The sequence below is a fragment of the Nocardioides pollutisoli genome (assembly GCF_040045055.1).
Classification (GTDB): Bacteria; Actinomycetota; Actinomycetes; order Propionibacteriales; family Nocardioidaceae; genus Nocardioides; species Nocardioides tweenelious.
On sequence record NZ_JBDZDU010000001.1, the window covers coordinates 2,747,632 to 2,766,711 of the forward strand.

At 70.9% G+C, this 19,080-nt stretch carries 16 protein-coding genes; 8 read left to right on the forward strand and 8 right to left on the reverse strand.

Going from position 1 to position 19,080, the window contains the following annotated elements; genetic code table 11:
* The first annotated feature begins 53 nt into the window (after positions 1 to 53).
* From ABLE68_RS13425 to ABLE68_RS13445, 5 genes are all read left to right on the forward strand, one after another.
* Positions 54 to 4,937, forward strand: coding sequence for an NAD-glutamate dehydrogenase (locus tag ABLE68_RS13425; RefSeq protein ID WP_348871962.1), 4,884 nt, complete (start codon positions 54 to 56; stop codon positions 4,935 to 4,937).
* Positions 4,938 to 5,037: 100 nt separating this feature from the next.
* Positions 5,038 to 5,538 (forward strand): SigE family RNA polymerase sigma factor, encoded by a 501-nt coding sequence (locus ABLE68_RS13430; RefSeq protein ID WP_348871963.1) that lies wholly within the window; start codon positions 5,038 to 5,040, stop codon positions 5,536 to 5,538.
* Positions 5,535 to 6,581, forward strand: coding sequence for a hypothetical protein (locus ABLE68_RS13435; protein WP_348871964.1), 1,047 nt, complete (start codon positions 5,535 to 5,537; stop codon positions 6,579 to 6,581). Before ABLE68_RS13430 ends, ABLE68_RS13435 begins: the two co-directional genes overlap by 4 nt.
* A gap of 20 nt (positions 6,582 to 6,601) precedes the next feature.
* A complete protein-coding gene (locus ABLE68_RS13440; protein ID WP_348871966.1) occupies positions 6,602 to 7,993 on the forward strand; it encodes an amidase in 1,392 nt (463 codons plus the stop codon).
* Entirely contained in the window at positions 7,972 to 8,853 is an 882-nt protein-coding gene (locus ABLE68_RS13445) for an SDR family NAD(P)-dependent oxidoreductase (protein WP_348871968.1), read from the forward strand. The genes ABLE68_RS13440 and ABLE68_RS13445 overlap by 22 nt, the downstream gene beginning before the upstream one ends.
* Here the strand turns inward: ABLE68_RS13445 and ABLE68_RS13450 are convergent.
* The 8 genes from ABLE68_RS13450 to ABLE68_RS13485 form a co-directional block, all read right to left on the reverse strand.
* Positions 8,825 to 9,580, reverse strand: coding sequence for a VOC family protein (locus ABLE68_RS13450; protein ID WP_348871970.1), 756 nt, complete (start codon positions 9,578 to 9,580; stop codon positions 8,825 to 8,827). The genes ABLE68_RS13445 and ABLE68_RS13450 overlap by 29 nt on opposite strands.
* Positions 9,580 to 10,398: an alpha/beta fold hydrolase gene (locus tag ABLE68_RS13455; RefSeq protein WP_348871972.1), complete on the reverse strand. Its 819-nt coding sequence runs from the start codon at positions 10,396 to 10,398 to the stop codon at positions 9,580 to 9,582. The genes ABLE68_RS13450 and ABLE68_RS13455 overlap by 1 nt, the downstream gene beginning before the upstream one ends.
* A complete protein-coding gene (locus tag ABLE68_RS13460) occupies positions 10,395 to 11,675 on the reverse strand; it encodes an RNA polymerase sigma factor (RefSeq protein WP_348871974.1) in 1,281 nt (426 codons plus the stop codon). Before ABLE68_RS13460 ends, ABLE68_RS13455 begins: the two co-directional genes overlap by 4 nt.
* Positions 11,672 to 12,031 carry a YciI family protein gene (locus tag ABLE68_RS13465; RefSeq protein WP_348871975.1) on the reverse strand — a complete coding sequence of 120 codons (360 nt, stop codon included), beginning with the start codon at positions 12,029 to 12,031 and terminating at the stop codon, positions 11,672 to 11,674. The genes ABLE68_RS13460 and ABLE68_RS13465 overlap by 4 nt, the downstream gene beginning before the upstream one ends.
* Positions 12,032 to 12,346: 315 nt before the next feature.
* Positions 12,347 to 13,255: a non-homologous end joining protein Ku gene (gene ku / locus ABLE68_RS13470; protein ID WP_348871977.1), complete on the reverse strand. Its 909-nt coding sequence runs from the start codon at positions 13,253 to 13,255 to the stop codon at positions 12,347 to 12,349.
* 3 nt (positions 13,256 to 13,258) lie between these two features.
* The gene (locus ABLE68_RS13475; protein ID WP_348871978.1) at positions 13,259 to 14,164 is read right to left on the reverse strand and encodes an SDR family oxidoreductase; all 906 of its coding nucleotides are present in this window, start codon (positions 14,162 to 14,164) and stop codon (positions 13,259 to 13,261) included.
* The gene (locus ABLE68_RS13480) at positions 14,161 to 15,117 is read right to left on the reverse strand and encodes a bile acid:sodium symporter family protein (RefSeq protein WP_348871980.1); all 957 of its coding nucleotides are present in this window, start codon (positions 15,115 to 15,117) and stop codon (positions 14,161 to 14,163) included. Before ABLE68_RS13480 ends, ABLE68_RS13475 begins: the two co-directional genes overlap by 4 nt.
* On the reverse strand, positions 15,114 to 16,451 hold the full coding sequence (locus ABLE68_RS13485; RefSeq protein WP_348871982.1) for a flavin-containing monooxygenase: 1,338 nt from the start codon (positions 16,449 to 16,451) through the stop codon (positions 15,114 to 15,116). Before ABLE68_RS13485 ends, ABLE68_RS13480 begins: the two co-directional genes overlap by 4 nt.
* Before the next feature lie 19 nt (positions 16,452 to 16,470).
* Here ABLE68_RS13485 and ligD (ABLE68_RS13490) point away from each other — a divergent pair, with 19 nt between their 5' ends.
* From ligD (ABLE68_RS13490) to ligD (ABLE68_RS13500), 3 genes are read left to right on the forward strand one after another with little or no spacing between them, the layout of a single operon-like run.
* A complete protein-coding gene (ligD, locus tag ABLE68_RS13490; RefSeq protein ID WP_348871983.1) occupies positions 16,471 to 17,388 on the forward strand; it encodes a non-homologous end-joining DNA ligase in 918 nt (305 codons plus the stop codon).
* Complete coding sequence (locus ABLE68_RS13495; RefSeq protein ID WP_348871985.1) at positions 17,385 to 18,098, forward strand: L,D-transpeptidase family protein; 714 nt, start codon at positions 17,385 to 17,387, stop codon at positions 18,096 to 18,098. Before ligD (ABLE68_RS13490) ends, ABLE68_RS13495 begins: the two co-directional genes overlap by 4 nt.
* A complete protein-coding gene (gene ligD, locus ABLE68_RS13500; RefSeq protein WP_348871987.1) occupies positions 18,098 to 19,024 on the forward strand; it encodes a non-homologous end-joining DNA ligase in 927 nt (308 codons plus the stop codon). Before ABLE68_RS13495 ends, ligD (ABLE68_RS13500) begins: the two co-directional genes overlap by 1 nt.
* Positions 19,025 to 19,080 lie beyond the last annotated feature (56 nt).

A 19,080-nucleotide genomic window follows, 5' to 3' on the forward strand; every position in this document is an offset into this window, starting at 1 on the left:
GCCGGTAGGAGGCCAGGTTGGCCGGGCGGGGACAGGGGTCCTAGTGTCGGAGGGTGTCAACGACGACGCGGGAACAGGACCTGTCCGAGCTGCTGAACGAGGCCGTGGGCCTCGCCCGGAGCGGGAAGGGGACCGGGGGACCACCCCACGATTCCGCCGACGCTCTGATCCGGGCCTACTACCGCCACGTCGCGGCTGAGGACGTCTGTCTGCGCTCCGCGGTCGACGTGTACGGCGCGTTCGCGTCGCACTACCGGCTGGCCGCCAACCGCCCGCAGGGCACCGCGCAGGTGCGGGTCTTCACCCCCGGACCGAGCGAGCAGGGCTGGTCGGCCGAGGGCCACTCGGTCGTCGAGGTCGTCGTCGACGACATGCCCTTCCTCGTCGATTCGCTCACCATGGAGCTCTCGCGTCAGCTGCACGACGTGCACCTGGTGATCCACCCGCTCTTCGACGTCGCCCGCGACATCACCGGCGCGCTGCGCGAGGTGCGTCCGGTCGCCGAGAGCGACTGGTCCAACAACACCGCCGACGGGATGGACGAGGTCGTCCGCGAGTCGTGGATGCACGTCGAGATCGACCGGATCCCCGACGGCGTCGACATCGCCGAGATCGAGGACTCCATCCAGCGGGTGCTCCGCGACGTCCGTGAGTCCGTCGAGGACTGGGACAAGATGCACGCCGAGGTCGCCGCGATCGTCGCCGAGCTCGAGACCACCGAGCTGCCGCTGGACCCCGCCGAGGTCGAGCAGACCCGGAGCCTGCTCCAGTGGCTGTCGGACGACCACTTCACGTTCCTCGGCTACCGCGAGTACAAGCTCGAGCGGCACGGTGAGGACGAGTACCTCCGCGGCGTACCCGGCACCGGGCTCGGCATCCTGCGCGCCGACCAGGACATGTCGGCATCGTCCGGCCGGCTGCCCCGGCTGGCCGGGTCGAAGGCCCGCGAGAAGACTCTGCTCGTCCTGACCAAGGCCAACTCGCGATCGACGGTCCACCGTCCGGCGTACCTCGACTACGTCGGCGTCAAGAAGTTCGTCGACGGCGAGGTCGTCGGCGAGCGGCGCTTCCTCGGGCTCTACTCCAGCGCGGCCTACACCGAGTCGCTGACCCGGATCCCGCTGCTGCGGGAGCGGGCTGCTGCGGTGCTGAAGCGGATCGGGTTCTCGCTGCAGAGCCACGACGGCAAGGCCCTGATGGACACGCTCGAGACCTACCCGCGCGACGAGCTCTTCCACACGAGCGTCGACGAGCTGGCGCCGATGGCCGAGGCCGCGATGCACGCCCGCGAGCGTCGCCAGCTGCGGCTCTTCATCCGTCGCGACACCTACGGGCGCTACGTCTCGGTGCTCGTCTACATGCCGCGGGACCGCTACAACACCAACGTCCGCGAGCGGTTCTCGCAGATCCTCAAGGAGCGCCTCGGCGGCGACTCGGTCGAGTTCACGGTGCGGCTCACCGAGTCGACGACGGCCCGGGTGCACTTCGTGGTCCACCCGGCCAAGGGAGCGACCATCCCCGAGGTCGACACGGCCGACCTCGAGCGACGGCTCACCGAGGCCTCGCGCTCGTGGCGCGACGACTTCACGACCGCGGTCCTGGGGGAGTACGGCGAGCAGGCCGGTGCCCGGCTCGCCCGGCGCTACCTGGACTCGTTCCCGGAGGCCTACAAGGAGGACTTCGCCCCGCGGGTCGGCTCGAGCGACCTCGGCCGGCTCGAGGCGATCGTGCTCGGCGAGGACGGCACCGGCATCGACCTCTCGCTCTACGAGGACATCGACGCCGGCCGTGGCGAGGCCAGCCTCAAGGTCTACCGGGTCGGGGCACCCCTCTCGCTCTCGCAGATCCTGCCGATGCTGTCGTCGATGGGGGTCGAGGTCGTCGACGAGCGACCGTACGAGATCGACGGCCTCGAGCGCCCGACGTACATCTACGAGTTCGGCCTGCGCTACGGCCGCTCGCTGCCCGACAACACCCGCGAGCTCTTCCAGGACGCGATCCGGGCGGTGTGGGACGGCAACAACGAGATCGACGGCTTCAACGCGCTGGTGCTGTCGGCCGAGCTGACCTGGCGGCAGGCGACGGTGCTGCGCGCCTACGCGAAGTACATGCGGCAGGGCGGCAGCCCGTTCGCCCTCGACTACATCGAGGACGCGCTCGGCAACAACGTCGACATCACCCGGCTGCTGGTCCGGCTCTTCGAGGCGCGCTTCGACCCGGCACTCGACCGGGACGCTGCCGCAGGGAAGGCGGCCGACATCGAGGAGCGGATCGCCCGCGCCCTCGAGGACGTCGCGAGCCTCGACCACGACCGGATCCTGCGGTCCTACCTCACCCACATCCGGGCGACGCTGCGCACCAACTACTTCCAGCCGGCGGCCGGCGGGGGAGTGCGCTCCTACATGTCCTTCAAGCTCGAGCCGTCGGAGATCCCGGACCTGCCGGCGCCGCGACCGAAGTTCGAGATCTTCGTCTACTCGCCGCGCGTCGAGGGCGTGCACCTGCGCTTCGGCGCGGTCGCCCGCGGTGGGCTGCGCTGGTCCGACCGCCGCGACGACTTCCGCACCGAGGTCCTCGGCCTGGTCAAGGCGCAGATGGTCAAGAACACCGTGATCGTCCCGGTCGGCGCGAAGGGCGGCTTCTTCTGCAAGCAGCTGCCCGACCCCAGCAACCGCGACGCGTGGATGGCCGAGGGCGTCGCCTGCTACAAGACCTTCATCTCCGGTCTGCTCGACATCACCGACAACCTGGTCGACGGGGTCACGGTCCCACCGAAGGACGTCGTCCGCCACGACGGCGACGACTCCTACCTCGTGGTCGCCGCCGACAAGGGCACGGCGACGTTCTCCGACATCGCCAACGCCGTCGCGATCGACTACGGCTTCTGGCTCGGTGACGCCTTCGCGAGCGGTGGCTCGGTCGGCTACGACCACAAGGCGATGGGCATCACCGCGCGCGGCGCGTGGGTCTCGGTGCAGCGACACTTCCGCGACCGCGGCATCGACTGCCAGACCGAGGACTTCACCTGCGCCGGCATCGGCGACATGTCCGGCGACGTCTTCGGCAACGGCATGCTCTGCTCCGAGCACATCAAGCTGGTGGCCGCCTTCGACCACCGCGACATCTTCCTCGACCCGACGCCCGACCCGGCGACGTCGTACGCCGAGCGCCGGCGGATGTTCGAGCTGCCGCGGTCCAGCTGGCAGGACTACGACAAGTCCCTCATCTCCGAGGGGGGCGGTGTCTACTCGCGGTCGCTCAAGCGGATCCCGCTCAACGACGGGGTCCGTGCCGCTCTCGGCATCGACGCGTCGGTGGAGGCGATGACGCCGGCGGAGCTGATGAACGCGATCCTCAAGGCCCCCGTCGACCTGCTGTGGAACGGCGGCATCGGCACCTACGTCAAGGCGTCCACGGAGACCCACGCCCACGCCGGTGACAAGGCCAACGACGGCATCCGCGTCGACGGCCACGAGCTGCGCGCGGCGTGCGTCGGCGAGGGCGGCAACCTCGGGCTCACCCAGCTCGGCCGGATCGAGTACGCCCGCGAGGGCTGCGGTGGCACCGGCGGCCGGATCAACACCGACTTCATCGACAACTCCGCCGGCGTCGACACCTCGGACCACGAGGTCAACCTCAAGATCCTGCTCGACCGGGTCGTCAAGGACGGCGACCTCACGGAGAAGCAGCGCAACCACCTGCTCGCCGAGATGACCGACGAGGTCGCCGCCTTGGTGCTGCGCGACAACTACGAGCAGAACCTCGCGCTCGCCAACGCGATCTCGCACGCCCCGTCGCTGCTGCACGTCCACGAGGAGTGGATCCGCCGCCTCGAGAACGACGGGCTGCTCGACCGCGAGCTGGAGGGCCTGCCGAGCAGCAAGGAGGTACGCCGCCGGCTCGACCGCCACGAGGGCCTCAGCGCCCCGGAGCTGTCGGTGCTGATGTCGTGGACCAAGATCGTGCTCGCGGACGAGCTGATCGCCTCCGAGGCGCCCGACGACCACTACTTCGACCAGGACCTGCGCTCCTACTTCCCGCACCCGATCCAGCAGGGCTTCGAGACGCCCGTCCACGAGCACCCGCTGCGCCGCGAGATCATCGTGACCCAGATCGTCAACGACCTCGTCAACGGTGCGGGCATGACGTTCTGGCCGCGGCTGGCCGGCGAGACCGGCGTCAACGCGGCCGAGCTGGCCCGGGCCAACTTCGTCGCCCGCGAGATCTTCGGGTCGCTGCCGATGCGCCAGGAGCTGGCGTCGTTCGACAACGTCCTCGACGCGACCGTCCAGACCCGGATGCGCCTCGAGATGCGCACCCTGGTCGAGCGCGCGTCGCGCTGGCTGGTCAACAACCGGAGGCCCCCGCTCGACAGCCAGGGCACCGTCGACCTCTTCACCGGACCCGTGCAGCAGGTGATGGCCGAGCTGCCGGACCTGATGACCGGCTACGAGCACGAGGCGTACGTCGCCCGGCGCGACCGCCTGATCGCCGAGGGAGTGCCCGAGGACCTGGCCAGCCGGTCGGCCGCGCTGCCGCCGGCCTACATGCTGCTCAACATCGTCGAGATCGCGTTGCGGGAGAACCGCGACCCGATGGTCGTCGCCCGCGTGCACTTCGCGCTCGGCGAGCGGCTCGGGCTGCCGGCGCTGGTGCAGCGCATCCTCACGCTGCCGCGCGACGACCGGTGGCAGACGATGGCGCGGGCCGCGCTGCGCGACGACCTCCACTCGGTGCACGCCCAGCTCACCGCCCAGGTGCTCGCGACCACGTCCGCGGACGACTCGGCGACGGCTCGGATCGCTGCCTGGGAGGACGCCGACGACGTCGTCGTGAGCCGGGCCGCGGTGACGCTGCAGGAGATCTGCGCCGACGAGGTGACCGACCTGGCTCGGCTGTCCGTCGGTCTGCGGGTCGTGCGCGGGCTGCTCACCTGAGTTCTCGGCCCCTCGGCACAACCCGCGAGGTCGCTCGGGACATCTGGAGGGTATGGACGCATTGGCCGATCGGGCGGAGCAGGATGCAGCGACGACTCCGGTGACGGAGGAGTTCGACGAGTTCTTCCGCGCCACCTGGCCGCGGCTCTTCCGCACGGCCTACGCCGTCGCCGGTGATGCCGCGTCCGCCGAGGACGCCCTGCAGGTCGCCTACGCGCGGGCCTACGCGTCCTGGCGCCGGATCCGGTCGGTCGACCACCCGGAGGCCTACGTCCGCCGGATCGTGGTCAACGAGATCATCGGCACTCGCCGGCGCGGGTGGTGGCAGCGCGAGCGTCCCCACGCGTCTCCCGAGCCGCCGGGCTCGGTCGCGTCGCCCGAGCTCGGGGTCGTCGATCGCGCCGCGGTGTGGGAGGCGGTCCGCACGCTGCCACCACGACAACGCGCGGTGATCGTCCTGCGCTACTACGAGGATCTCTCGGAGCAGGAGATCGCTGCCGCCCTCGGCTGCAGCGCCGGGACCGTGAAGTCCCAGGCATCGGCCGCCCTGGCCAACCTCCGCCGCCGTGCGGCCGAGCTCTCGAACGGAGAACCCGCATGACCACCGACCTCCGCGATGTCCTCCACGACCGGCTCGACGCCGTGGTCGCACCCGTCGGTGACCTCGACGGCGTGCGCGCCTCCGGCCGTCGGCTCCGTCGGCGCCGCCGCATCGTCGCGGGCGGTGGCGTGGTGCTGGCCTCGGTCCTGGTCATCGGCGCGCTGGGCTATGCCGGGTCCGGCGACGACCGTCCCACCGACCGTGGGCTCGAGCCCGTCGGCCCGATGGACTTCGACCAGGGGCTGCGGGCCTACGCCGACCCCGGCCACGAGATCCACCTCGGTGGCCGGACCTTCCCGTCGACGCGGCTCGACTACCTCGACACCGACGCGGCGGCCACGCCGTACGGCGTCGTCTTCTACGCCGGCGGCCGGCCGCGCCTCCTCCAGGAGACGGGGAAGGTCGCCGACCTGGAGCCGGACGCGGAGGGCACCGACTTCCACCCCACGGCGAAGGTCGACGCGCAGGGCCCGCTGGTCGCCTACGGCGTGACGATCGACGGGCAGGCGGAGGTCGTGGTGCGCGACCTCGACAGCGACGAGGTCGTCGCTCGCCACGACGTCTCGCGCGACACGGTCATCGACGCGCTCGACGGGGGCACGGTCTTCCTGCGCACCGACGCCGGCACGACGACCTGGGACACGGTCACGGGGCAGGTGGACCCCTTCGCCGGCCCGAAGACCCGGGTCGCCGACGTGCGCAACGGTGTCGTCCTCTACGACGGACCCGAGCCGGCGGACCCGGACACGCTGCCGTTCTTCCTGGTCAAGGGCGCGATCGACGCGCAGCTCACCTACGACGGGTCGCACGTCCTCTCCTGGTCCAACCGGCTCGAGCCCACGGACGGCGGACGCCCGATCGTGCTGGACGTGAAGGCCACGTTCTATGCCGTCGACACCGACGGCTCGATCCTCGCCGCCGGCTTCGCCCGGGGCGGCGGCGCCGTCGTCCACGACTGCGAGGTCCCGTCCGGCGAGTGCACCGAGCTCGGCCCGCTGACGACGAAGGGCGGCGACCCGATGTTCATCGGGGTCGACATGTAGCGGTCAGTAGGGTTTGGGCCATGACCGACCTACGCGCTGCCGGTGTGGCCGAGACCGCTCGCCTCGTGACCTCGGGAGAGTCCTCGGCCCGCAGTGTCGTCGAAGCGGCGCTCAGCCGGATCATGTCGACCGACGGGGAGCTCAACGCCTTCTCGCGCGTGCTGGCGACCGAGGCGCTCGCCGAGGCCGACGAGCGCGACGGCGCGTCGGCCGCGGGTGAGCCGGTCGGCCCGCTGCACGGCGTACCGATCGCCATCAAGGAGGAGATCGACGTCGCCGGCACGGTCACGACCTTCGGCGGCGACGGCAACTCCACTCCGGTCACGGCTGACGCCGAGGTCGTACGCCGCCTGCGCGACGCCGGGGCGGTGATCATCGGCAAGACGACGATGCCCGAGTTCGGCGCCTTCCCCTTCACCGAGTCCACGTCGCGCGGCGTGACCCGCAACCCGTGGGACCCGTCGCGGACCCCCGGCGGCTCCAGCGGCGGTACGGCGGCCGCGGTCGCCTCCGGCATGGTGCCGGCCGGGATCGGTGGCGACGGCGGTGGGTCGATCCGGATCCCCAGCGCCAGCTGCGGTCTCTTCGGCCTCAAGCCCCAGCGGGGACGAGTGTCGACCGCTCCGCACCCGCACCTGTGGTTCGCCCTCGGCACGGCCGGACCGCTGACCCGGACCGTGCTCGACAGCGCGCTGGTCTACGACGCGATCCGCGGCAACGTGGAGGGTGACCTCTACACCGCGGGTGGCGACGAGCCCTTCGTCGACGCGGTCGGCCGCGCCCCGGGGCGGCTGCGGATCGGCTGGTCGGTCAAGTCCGCCTCGCTCGGCGTGCGGCCCGACCCGGAGCACGTCGTCGCGATCGGCGAGATGGTCCAGCTGCTCACCGACCTGGGTCACGACGTGGAGTACATCGAGCCGCACTACCCCGATCCGACGGCCGCGTTCGTCCCGCAGTTCTTCGCCGGCATCCGGGCGGAGGCCGCGCAGGTCGAGCACTACGACCGCCTCGAGCGTCGTACCCGCGAGACGTGTCGGCTCGGCTCCTGGGTGACGCCGCGGGTGGTCGACTTCGCCCTGCGCCGGACCGAGCAGATCTCCGCCAAGGCCAACCGGGTCTTCGACGACATCGACGTGCTGCTGACCCCCACCATCGCCCACCGGCCGCCCCGGGTCGGTCGGCTCGAGGGCGTCGGCACCGTCACCGCCTCGCTGCGGTCGATGCCGTCCATCGCGTACGCCGCGCTCTGGAACGTCGCCGGCAACCCGGCGGCCTCGGTCCCGTGCGGCATCGCGGACGACGGGCTGCCGCTGGCGGTCCAGCTCGTCGGGCGCACCGACGACGAGTCGACGCTCTTCTCGCTCGCCGCCCAGATCGAGCAGGCGCGCCCGTGGCCGTTGACCTCTTCCTGACGCCGCGCTCCCGGCTGCGTCGGTGGCGCGGCGGGCCGAGCCCGCTGCGCGGCCGCACGGTGCTCGTGACCGGGGCGTCGTCCGGGATCGGCGAGGCGACCGCTCGCGCCGTGGCGGCGCAGGGTGCGACCGTGCTGCTCGTCGCCCGCCGGGACGAGGAGCTGCTCCGGGTGCGGTCCGCGATCGAAGCCGGCGGCGGCCGGGCGGCGTCGTACGTCTGCGACCTGACCGACGGCGATGCCATCGACGCCCTGGTCGGGCGTGTCCTCGCCGACCACGGCACGGTCGACTACCTCGTCAACAACGCCGGTCGCTCGATCCGGCGCTCGCTCGCCCTGTCCTACGACCGGTTCCACGACGTCGAGCGCACCATCGCGATCAACTACCTCGGGCCGGTGCGGCTGACGATGGGGCTGCTGCCGGCGATGCGGGCGCAGGGCTTCGGCCACGTGGTCAACATCGTGACGTGGGGCGTGCAGCTGAAGGCGCCGAAGTTCAGCGCCTACATCGCCTCCAAGACCGCGCTCGACACGTGGAGCCGGATCGCCGGCCGTGAGGCGTACGCCGACGGCGTGACCTTCACGAACATGCGGTTCTCCCTCGTGCGCACCCCGATGTCCGCGCCGACGGAGGCGTACGCCGGCCGCGGGGCGACGCCCGAGCAGGCCGCCCGCCGGATCGTGCGTGCGCTCGAGGACCGGCCGCTGACGGTCAACACCGTGGCCGGCAACGTGGGCGAGGTGGTCAACCTCGTGGCGCCACGGCTCAGCGACTGGATGTTCCACCGCTTCGACCGGATGTTCCCCGACTCCGCGGCAGCGCGCGGTGCGGTCAGCCCCGGTTCGGTCCCATCACCTTGAGCCGGACACCCTGCGGGTCCGCGAAGCTCGCCAGCCGGCCGTAGGGCGTGTCCTGCGGTGCATCGACCTCGGTGGCGCCGAGCTCGACCGCCTTCGCGAGCGCCGCGTCGGCGTCGGCGACCTGGATGTAGGTGCTCCACGCCGGGCCCTCGTCCCCGAGGAACGCCGAGCCGTCCATCAGGCCGGCGCGGGCCAGGTCATCGGAGCCGAGGGTCGTGTAACGGAACTCCGGGGTGTCGCTCAGCCTGTGGGTGTCCCACCCGAAGACGTTCTCGTAGAACGGGATCGACGCGTCGTACGCCGTGGTGAGCAGCTCGAACCACGCTGGCGCGTCGTCCTCGCCGAGGGCCGCGAAACCCGGGTGCTCGTCCGGCTGCCAGATGCCCACCATGGCGCCGGCCGGGTCGGTCACGACCGCCATCGTGCCGCGGTCGCCGATCTGCATCGGCTCGACGACCACCTGGCCGCCGTTCGCCTGGGCCATCGCGACGGTGTCCGCGGCGTTGTCGGTCTCGAGGTAGACCGCCCACGCCGACGGACCCTGGCCGTCGTTGCGCATCAGGCCGGCGACGGGCGCGCCGGCGCGCAGGAGCAGGCGGTAGCCGCCGTACTCGGGACCGGCGTCCTCGCTGGTCCAGCCGAAGAGGGTGCCGTAGAAGTCCTGGGCCGCGTCCGGGTCGGGCGTGAACAGCTCGATCCAGATCGGGCGGCCGGGCAGCTCGTCCATCAGTGGGCTCCTTCGTGCGCGTGGAGGTGAGCGGTGACGACCGGTGCCACCACCTTGGGCTTGATCATGTGGGTCTGTCCAGGCAGGACGGCGAGCTCGGCGCCGGGCACTGCAGCCGCGATCGCGGCCTGTGCGTTGCGCATGTAGTGGGGGCTCTTGCCGCCCGCGATCACCAGCGTCGGAGCGGCGACCTGGTCGTAGTAGCCGCCCGGCAGCGGCGTGCCCTGCTCGAACGGCACCACGATCGACAGGTCGTACGGGAGCGTGTGGGCGACCGCCTTGAGCTTCCTCCACGGCGGCATCAGGGGCATCACGGCGACCATCACCGCTGGTGCACCGACGGTGCGCAGGAAGGTCTTCACGGCATCGCCGCGACGGCCGTCGTCGACCATCGCCTGGAGCTGCTCGGGCAGGTCGACGGGGTTGGGGGCGTGGGTGTCGTCGAGGATGAACGGCGCCTCGTAGGCCACCAGGCTGTCGAGCGCGATGCCCGCGCGGGCGCCCTCGAGCGCAAGCGCTGCGCCTGACGATGCCGCGAACACGTGAGCGTGACCGCCCGCGACCGCGATCACGGCGCCGAGGTCCTCGACCTCGCGGTCGACGGCGTACGCCGTCGCGCCGGGTCCGCTCTCGCCCCGACCGCGTCGGTCGTAGATGTAGACGGTGAAGTCGCCGGACAGCGCGTCGCTCAGCCCGCGAGCAGGCCCCATCGTGCGGCTGCAGAGGGCGCCGTCGACGATGACGAGGGCCGGGCCGCGGCCGTGGACCTCGTAGGCGATCTCGGTGCCGTCGGCCGACACGGTGTGCTGGGTGGTCATGCGTTCTCCTCCGCGCGCCGGGTGAGCAGCGCGCGTTCATCGGTGTTGCGGGTCAGGATGGCGGCCGCACGGAACGCGGCGGCCGCCTCGGTCCGACGGCCGGCGCGCTCGAGCAGGTCGGCGCGTACGGCGAGCACGAGGTGAGACCCGGCGAGGGCCGGATCGTCATCGGTGGCGTCGAGGATCGCGAGTCCGGCAGCCGGCCCGAACGCCCGGCCGTGCGCCACGGCGCGGTTGACCTCCACGACCGGCCCGGGTGCCGCGGTCGCGAGCACGTCGTACAGCCGGGCGATCTCCGGCCAGTCCGTGTCCTCGGGCCGACGGGCGCGGGCGTGGCAGGCGGCGATCGAGGCCTGCAGGACGTAGGTGCCGACCGGCCGGCCCAGCGTGGTGCCCAGCGTGGTGCCCAGCGTCGTGGCCAGCGTCGTGGCCCGGTCGAGGGCGGCGAGCCCTCGGTGGACCAGCAGCTGGTCCCAGCGACTGCGATCCTGGGCCTCGAGCAGGACCGGCCGTCCGTCCGCGTCGCGGCGCGCCGCCAGCCGCGACCCCTGCAGCTCGAGCAGCGCCTGCAGGCCCTGGACCTCCGGGTCGTCCGGCACGAGCGACGCGAGGATCCGGGCCAGCCGCATGCCCTCGAGACAGAGCTCGGGGCGGGTCCAGGAATCGCCGGAGGTCGCGGCGTACCCCTCGTTGAAGACCAGGTAGACCACCGCCATCACGTCAGCCAGACGCTGCGCGCGCTCGGGTCCGGTGGGCATCTCCATCGACGCGCCACTCTCCGCGAGCAGGCGCTTGGCGCGGGAGATCCGCTGGCCCATCGTCGCGTCCTTGACCAGGTAGGCGTGCGCGATCTCGGTCGTCGTCAGGCCGCCGACCAGCCGCAGGGTCAGGGCGGTGCGTGACTCGGGAGGCAGCGTCGGGTGGCAGGCGAGGAACGCCAGCCGCAGCACGTCGTCCTCGATGTGGTCGACGGCGTCGTCGAGGTCGGGCATCTCCGCCTCCTCCAGCCCGTGGGCGAGCTCCGCCGTACGCCGGCGCAGGGTGTCGTTGCGCCGGAACTGGTCGACCGCCCGGCGCTTCGCGACCGCCATCAACCAGGCGCCGGGGTTGGCCGGAACCCCTCCGTCGGGCCACTGCTCGAGCGCCGCGACGAGGGCGTCCTGGGCGAGATCCTCCGCGAGGTCGAGGTCACGGGTGACCCGGGTCAGTGCGCCGACCAGCCGGACCGACTCGCGGCGCCAGACCGCGGTGATGGCCTCCTGGGTGGGTGTGGTCACTCGTCCTGGTTCCAGATCGGGCGGATCTCCACCGCCCCCTCCCACCCGGGCCAGTGCTGCTGGTGCAGCTCCAACACTCTCCGTGCGTTGGCGACGGCCTCGTCCTGGGTGCGTGCCTCGATGATCGAGAACCCGCCGACCAGCTCCTTCGCCTCGGCGTACGGCCCGTCCGTCGTCGTGATGCCCCCGCCTGCCAGGCGCAGCTCGACGATCTGCTCGCCACCCCCGAGGCCGCCGGCCGTGATCATCGACCCGTCCGCGAAGGACTGCGCCATCTCGGCATCCATCGCCTCGAACAGCGCCTGCGGCGCCTCGCCGACGTCGGGGGCCATCTTCACGAACACCATGTAGCGCATCTGCTTCTCCGCTCGATCGGGGTTGCTGTCACCAGGGCGTCGGACGAAGTCTTCCGGTTTCGACAGCCTCGTGGAACTGGTTCCGGTTCCCGGTCGGCCGGGCGGCTCCGGTGGGGGGCCTTTTCGGTTGTTCACACGTTCGTTCGGGATCTACGTACGAACGTGTGAACAACCAGAAACTGCCCTGCGGATCAGCCCGCCTCGCAGACGGAGAGCTGGAGCGCCGCTTCTGCGCTGAGAGGCGCGCGGGACGAGAAGTACCACCGTCCACGAGTCACCTGCGTCGCTGCGTCGTACGTCTCCGCGACGTCGACCTCAGCTGGCCTTCTTGGCCGCGGTCTTCTTCGTCGTCGACTTCTTGGCCGACTTCTTGGCGGCGGCCTTCTTCGCGGGAGCCTTCTTGGCGGTCTTCTTCGCAGCCGGCTTCTCGTCCGAGGAGGACGAGGACTCACCACGAGCGGTCTTGGCTGCGTCCACCGAGCGCTGGAGCGCCGCGAGGAGGTCGACCACCTCGCCGGAGGACTTCGTCGAGGTCTCGGTGCGCTTGACCTCGCCACCCTCGATCTTCGCCTTGACCAGGGACTCGACGGCCCCGGCGTAGTCGTCCTCGAACTCGGTCGCGTCGAAGTCGCCGGCGAGCGTCTCGACGAGCATGTTGGCCATCTTGACCTCGGCCGGCTTCACGTCACCGGTCTCGACGGAGAAGTCAGGCGTGCGGATCTCGTCGGGCCACATCATCGTCTGCAGGACGATCACGTCGTCGCGCACGCGGAGCACGGCCACCGAGGTGCGCTGGCGCAGGGCGACGGTGACGACGGCCATCCGGTCGGAGTCGACCAGGGCCTGGCGGAGCAGGCCGTACGGCTTCGCGCCGGACTTCTCGGGCTCGAGGTAGTAGGCCTTCTCGAACAGCATCGGGTCGATCTGGTCGGACGGGACGAACTTCTCGACCGAGATCTCCCGCGACGACGTCGACGGCAGCTCGGCCATGTCGTCGTCGGTGAGGATGACCATCTCGCCGTCCTCGGTCTCGTAGCCCTTGGCGATGTCGGCGTACGCGACCTCCTCGCCGTCGATCGAGCACACGCGTTGGTACTTGATCCGTCCGCCGTCCTTGGCGTGCACCTGCCGGAACGACACGTCGTGCGACTCAGTGGCGGAGTAGAGCTTCACGGGCACGCTCACCAGCCCGAACGACACGGCGCCCTTCCAGATTGCTCGCATGCCTCAGTATGACCGGCGCGACCCACGCCATTCATCGAAGGCCTGGCGAGAAGTTCGGGTCGGGGTGTAGCCGAAGACGGTCTTGAGGCGGGTGTTGTCGAGCACCGGGCGGTACTGCAGGAACATCGTCTGCTCCGGTCCGTACGGCGACAGGCCGAGCCGGGACAGCACCGCCAGGGCCGTGCGGAGCACCGGCTCGGGGATGGTCAGGACCGGCTTGCCCAGCAGCTCGGCGATCTCCGAGATGGTCAGTGCGCCGTCGCCGGCGACGTTGAAGACCCCGGTGACCGACCCCGTCACCGCCTGGGAGATCACGGCCACCACGTCGGTGTCCCAGATGAACACGAACGGCGACTCCGAGCCCCGGATCTTGAGCAGCCGCTTGCGCTCGAAGAGCGCCGTGATCTGGTTGTCGACGCTGGCGCCCAGGATGGTCCCGATCCGGAGCACCACCTGCTCCAGCGAGGGGTACGCCGGCAGCATCTCCTCGACCAGCCGCTTGTGGTGGCTGTAGGCGAAGACCTCGTTGCCGCGCACCGGCTGGTCCTCGGTGATCCAGTCCGGGTTGTCGGGGTGGTAGCCGTACGCCGCCCCGCTGGACGACACGACGACGCGTCGGACGCCGTGGGCGACGCAGGCGTCGAGGACGTGCCGGGTGCCGTCGACGTCGACGGCGTACTCCAGGTCGCGCGTCGAGCCCGGTCCCGGCGTCACGATCGACGCGAGGTGCACGACGACCTCCGGCCGGACCTCGCCGATCACGGTGTGGACCGCGGACTTGGACGTCACGTCCATGACGACGGACGGCGGGCGCAGGTCGGCGCTCACGACCTCGTGGCCAGCCGCCGTCAGCCCCGCGACCACCGACCGTCCGAGGAAGCCGCCGCCTCCCGTCACCAGCACCTTCACGCGGCCACCGGCTCCGCGACGTCCGCCGTACGCCGCTTCCAGACGGTGGCGACGATCAGCCCCGCGAGGATGTCGTAGAGGCCCCACCATGCGGCCACCAGCGCCATGCCGCCCAGCCCGTCGAAGTAGGCGAAGACCAGCACCAGCCCGAGGCCGGTGTTGCGCACGCTGACCTCGAAGGTCATCGCCTTGCGACTGCGACTCGGCAGCTGCGTGCCGCGCGCGACGCCGTAGCCGAGCGCCAGCGCCATCAGGTGCTGCAGGAAGACCGCGAGCAGCACGAGGGTGATGTAGTTCGTGAAGATGCTCCAGTTGCCGATGAACGCCAGCACGATGATGAGCAGGAGCATCACGAAGGCGACCGGTCCGGCGACCTGGTGGATGCGGTGCGCGGCCCGCGGCCGGAAATGGGCGATCGAGACACCCGCGACGAACGGCAGCCCGATCACCAGCGCGATCTCGAAGAACGTCTTCACCGGGTCGAGGTCGACCGACGTCAGGACGTCGCTGCCGTGGGGGGAGAGGCCACCCCAGAAGGCGAAGTTGATCGGCAGCATGAAGATCGTCAGCAGGTTGCTGATGGCGGTCATCGAGATCGACAGCGCCACGTCACCGCCCGCGCGGTGGGTGAGGATGTTGGAGACGTTCCCCGGCGGGCAGCAGGCGACCAGGATCATGCCGAGCGCGATCGAGCCGCGGACGTCGAGCACGATCGTCAGCAGCAGCGTCAGCGCCGGCAGCAGCAGGAACTGCGCGACGATGCCGACCGCGATCGGGAAGGGGCGCCGCAGCACGGCGGTGAAGTCGGAGATCTTCGTGTCCAGCGCGATGCCGAAGAGGATCGTCGCGATGATGATCTTCAAGACGGTCGAGGCGCCCGAGCTGAAGTCGATGTTGACGTCGTCGATGTCGGTGACGAGCGCACTGACAAGAGGGGCGAGCAACACGGTCATGCGATGGCTCCTGGGTCCTGCCCGAGTCGTTCGATCTCCGACCGCACGGCTCGGCGGTAGGCGTCCTTGTTGACGTAGTAGGACATACGTTCCAGCCCGAGGTAGTGATATCCGCCGGAGAGATCAGGTCGCGGCCCGGCGATCCGCTGCTCCAGCGCGGCGGCGGCACCTGGGGCCGTCGTGCGGGCCCTGAGGTACGCCGCGACCAGCTCGGCCTGCTCGTAGCGGCCCTGCCACCCGATGCCGGAGGCCTCGATCATCCCGAGCACGAAGAGGTTCGGGTCCTCCTGCGTGAAGACGTTGAGGTAGAGGTCCGGCGCCGTGCCGTGCCCCTCCCAGCGCAGCAGCTCCGGGCTCAGGAACGGGTAGTGCAGGTGGTAGCCCGTGGCCAGCACGATGACGTCGTACGGCGTCCTCGAGCCGTCCTTGAAGACGACCCCGTCGCCGTCGAACCGGTCGACGTCCGGCTTGACGCTCAGGTCGCCGTGGCCGAGGTGGTGGAGGATCAGCGAGTTCACGATCGGGTGCGACTCGTAGATCTTGTAGTCGGGCGCCGGGAAGCCGAACTTCACCGGGTCACCGGTGAAGAGCCGGAGCACCCGCGAGTCGATCGCCTGCTTGATCCGCGGCGGCAGCGGCTTGCCCTGGTTGAGGGTGTCGGCGGGCTTGCCGAAGAGGTACTTCGGCACGAAGTAGTAGCCGCGGCGCACCGAGATGTCGACGGACGCCGCGTGGTGGACCGCGTCGACCGCGATGTCGCAGCCCGAGTTGCCGGCGCCGATGATCAGCACCCGCTTGCCGGCGAAGATCGACGGCGACTTGTAGGCGCTGGTGTGGATCACCTCGCCGTCGAAGCTGCCCGCGAACTGCGGCACCGCCGGCTCGCTGAGCGTGCCGTTGGCGACCAGCAGGCCCGCGTGCCGGCGCTCGACGGTGCCCTCCGGCCCGGACGACACGACGATCCAGCCACCGTCGCCCGACGGCCGGGCGGAGACGACCTCGGTGCCGAACGAGAACCCGTCCGCGAGGGCGTGGGCGGCCGCGAAGTCCCGGAAGTAGCCGAGCAGCTCGCGGTGCGACGGGTAGTCGGCGACCTCGTCGCGCATCGGGAACTCGGTGAACTCGGTCGTGCGCTTCGACGAGATCAGGTGGGCCGACTCGTAGACCGTGCTCCGCGGACCGTCGATGTCCCACAGCCCGCCGACGCCCGAGGCCAGCTCGTAGCCCTCCCAGGGGATGCCGAACCGCTGCAGGTTGCGGGCCGCCGCCAGGCCGGACGGTCCTGCACCGACCACGGCGTACGTCCCATTGTCGAGCGGACGAGTCGAGTTCACGGAAGGCATGATGTCAGGCATGCGCCCGATGCTCGCGACCAAGGCGACCCACGTGCCGGTCGGCGAGGCGTGGACCCACGAGGTGAAGTGGGACGGCGTCCGGGCGCTCACCGACGTCCGCGACGGCGTCGTGCGGATGACCAGCCGCAACGAGAACAACATCACCGTCGCCTGGCCCGAGCTGTCCACGAGCCCGCTCGGTGAGCGCGACCTGCTCGTCGACGGCGAGATCATCGCGCTCAACGAGCGCGGGCTCCCGGACTTCCGCACCCTCCAGGAGCGGATGCACGTCCGCAACGCGACGACGATCGCCCGGCTGGCCGACGCGGTACCGGCCATCTACATGGTGTTCGACCTGCTCCGCCTCGACGGCCGCGACCTCACGTCCGAGCCGCTCGAGGCCCGCCGCGAGCTGCTCACCGGCCTCGGCCTCGACGGGTCGTGGCAGGTCCCTGCGCCGTACGACGACGGCGCGATGCTCTTCGAGGCGACCCTCCAGCAGGGGCTCGAGGGCATCGTCAGCAAGCGGCGCACGTCGCGCTACGTCTTCGGTGAGCGCACGCCCCACTGGCAGAAGCTCGCCCACCGCCACCGGCTCTCGTACGTCGTGGGCGGGTGGCGGCCCCAGGAGGGCACGTCCGACCGGCTCGCGGCCCTCCTCGTGGGGGAGCAGACCCCCGACGGGCTCCTCTACCGGGGCCGGGTCGGGAGCGGCATCGGACCGAAGCAGAGCAAGGTCCTGACCGAGCTGGTCGCCGGGCTGAGCAGCAGCGAGAGCCCGTTCACCGACGAGGTGCCGCGGGTCGACGCGGCCGGCACCCACTGGCTCGAACCGGTCCTCGTCGTGGACATCGACACCCACGGACGTGGGTACGACCGGTTGCGACAGCCCTCGTTCCAGGGGGTCCGCGCCGATCTCGCCCCGGAGGACCTGTGAAGCGCCTTCTCCTTCTCCTGCTCACCGCGGCCCTCCTCGCCCCGGCACCGGCCGAGGCGCAGCGTCAGGCCGAGCCGCACTCCGAGCCGGTCCACGTGCGCCTCGACGGTGTCGACGTCGTGCTCCACGCGCGCACCACCCAGGTCGTCACGGTCAACCACACGCGCGGCTATCGCGCCCGGGTCACGCTCTGGCGGCTGCGCGACGGGGCCTGGGAGCGCCGGTTGCAGGCCACCGACGGCCGGATCGGGTACGGCGGGCTCGTGGTCGGCGAGCGCCGCCACCAGGGCACCGGCACGACCCCGATCGGCACCTACGACCTGACCTGGGCGTTCGGGATGCACCCGGGCAGCAGCTCGTGGGACCTGCGCTACCGCCAGGTGCGGCGCGGGGACTTCTGGGTCGAGGACAACGCCTCGCGCTACTACAACCGCTACCGCAACCAGAGCCAGGGCGGCTTCCGCTGGCGCCTCCCGGCCAGCGCCGAGAACGCCTCCGAGCGCCTGACGGACTACCCGCAGCAGTACGAGTGGTCGATCGTCACCAGCTTCAACCACGGCCAGGTGCGCCACCGCGGTGCCGGGATCTTCCTCCACGTCAACGGCTCCGGGGCGACGGCCGGCTGCGTCAGCGCACCGCGTGTGTTCATTAAGCGGCTGATGGGCCGTCTCGACCCCGACAAGCGCCCCGTGATCGCGATCGGCCGCTGATGCCCGCGGAGAAGGAAGAGGTCCGCGTCCAGGTCGACGGCCGCACCCTCACGATCAGCAACCTCCACAAGGTGCTCTACCCGCGCACCGGCTTCACCAAGGGCGAGGTCCTCAACTACTACGCCCAGGTCGCGCCGACCATGCTGCCGCACCTCAAGGACCGCTGCGTCACCCGGATCCGCTGGCCGCACGGCGTCCAGGAGTCGAGCTTCTTCGAGAAGAACGTCCCGGGCGGCACCCCCTCCTGGGTCCACACCGCGAAGGTGCCCACGACCGGCTCCCGCGCGCAGTCGACCAGAGGTGGATCGGGGGGAGACACCCTCGTCTTCCCGATCGTCGACGACCTGGCCACCCTCACCTGGCTGGTCAACCTCGCCGCGCTCGAGCTCCACGTCCACCAGTGGACCGTCGGTCGCAACGGTCAGCCGCGCAACGCCGACCGGCTGGTCATCGACCTCGACCCCGGCGAGCCGGCCGGGCTCCACGAGTGCTGCCAGGTCGCGCTGCTGGTCCGCGACAAGCTCGCCGAGCGGGACCTGGTCGCCCGGCCGGTCACCAGTGGCAGCAAGGGCCTCCACCTGTACGCCGAGCTGCCCAAGCGGCTGCCCTCCGACGAGTCCACGGCGCTGGCCAAGGAGGTCGCCGAGGAGCTCCAGGCGGAGCATCCCAAGCTGGTCACCGCGACCATGACGAAGGCCCGCCGCGGCGGCAAGGTCTTCCTCGACTGGTCGCAGAACGCCGGGTCGAAGACCACGATCTCGCCGTACTCCCTGCGCGGTCGCGAGCGGCCCACGGTGGCCACGCCGGTCACCTGGGACGAGGTCGCGGAAGGGGCCGACGACCCCCTCGGGCTCGACCAGTTCAGCCCCGACCAGGTGCTCGCCCGGATCGCCGACCTCGGAGACCTCTTCCTGCCTGTTACCTGATCGTCATCTGTTACCAAACAGTGGCACCGGTGTGGGAAACGCGTGGACCGCGCGTG

Excerpts from the sequence above, each read along its gene's own strand:
- ABLE68_RS13435 (WP_348871964.1), top strand. The coding sequence starts at position 5,535 with ATGACCACCGACCTCCGCGATGTCCTCCACGACCGGCTCGACGCCGTG.
- ligD (WP_348871987.1), top strand. The coding sequence starts at position 18,098 with ATGCCCGCGGAGAAGGAAGAGGTCCGCGTCCAGGTCGACGGCCGCACC.
- ligD (WP_348871983.1), top strand. The coding sequence starts at position 16,471 with ATGCGCCCGATGCTCGCGACCAAGGCGACCCACGTGCCGGTCGGCGAG.
- ABLE68_RS13450 (WP_348871970.1), bottom strand. The coding sequence starts at position 9,580 with ATGGACGAGCTGCCCGGCCGCCCGATCTGGATCGAGCTGTTCACGCCC.
- ABLE68_RS13455 (WP_348871972.1), bottom strand. The coding sequence starts at position 10,398 with ATGACCACCCAGCACACCGTGTCGGCCGACGGCACCGAGATCGCCTAC.
- ABLE68_RS13480 (WP_348871980.1), bottom strand. The coding sequence starts at position 15,117 with ATGACCGTGTTGCTCGCCCCTCTTGTCAGTGCGCTCGTCACCGACATC.
- ABLE68_RS13465 (WP_348871975.1), bottom strand. The coding sequence starts at position 12,031 with ATGCGCTACATGGTGTTCGTGAAGATGGCCCCCGACGTCGGCGAGGCG.
- ku (WP_348871977.1), bottom strand. The coding sequence starts at position 13,255 with ATGCGAGCAATCTGGAAGGGCGCCGTGTCGTTCGGGCTGGTGAGCGTG.
- ABLE68_RS13440 (WP_348871966.1), top strand. The coding sequence starts at position 6,602 with ATGACCGACCTACGCGCTGCCGGTGTGGCCGAGACCGCTCGCCTCGTG.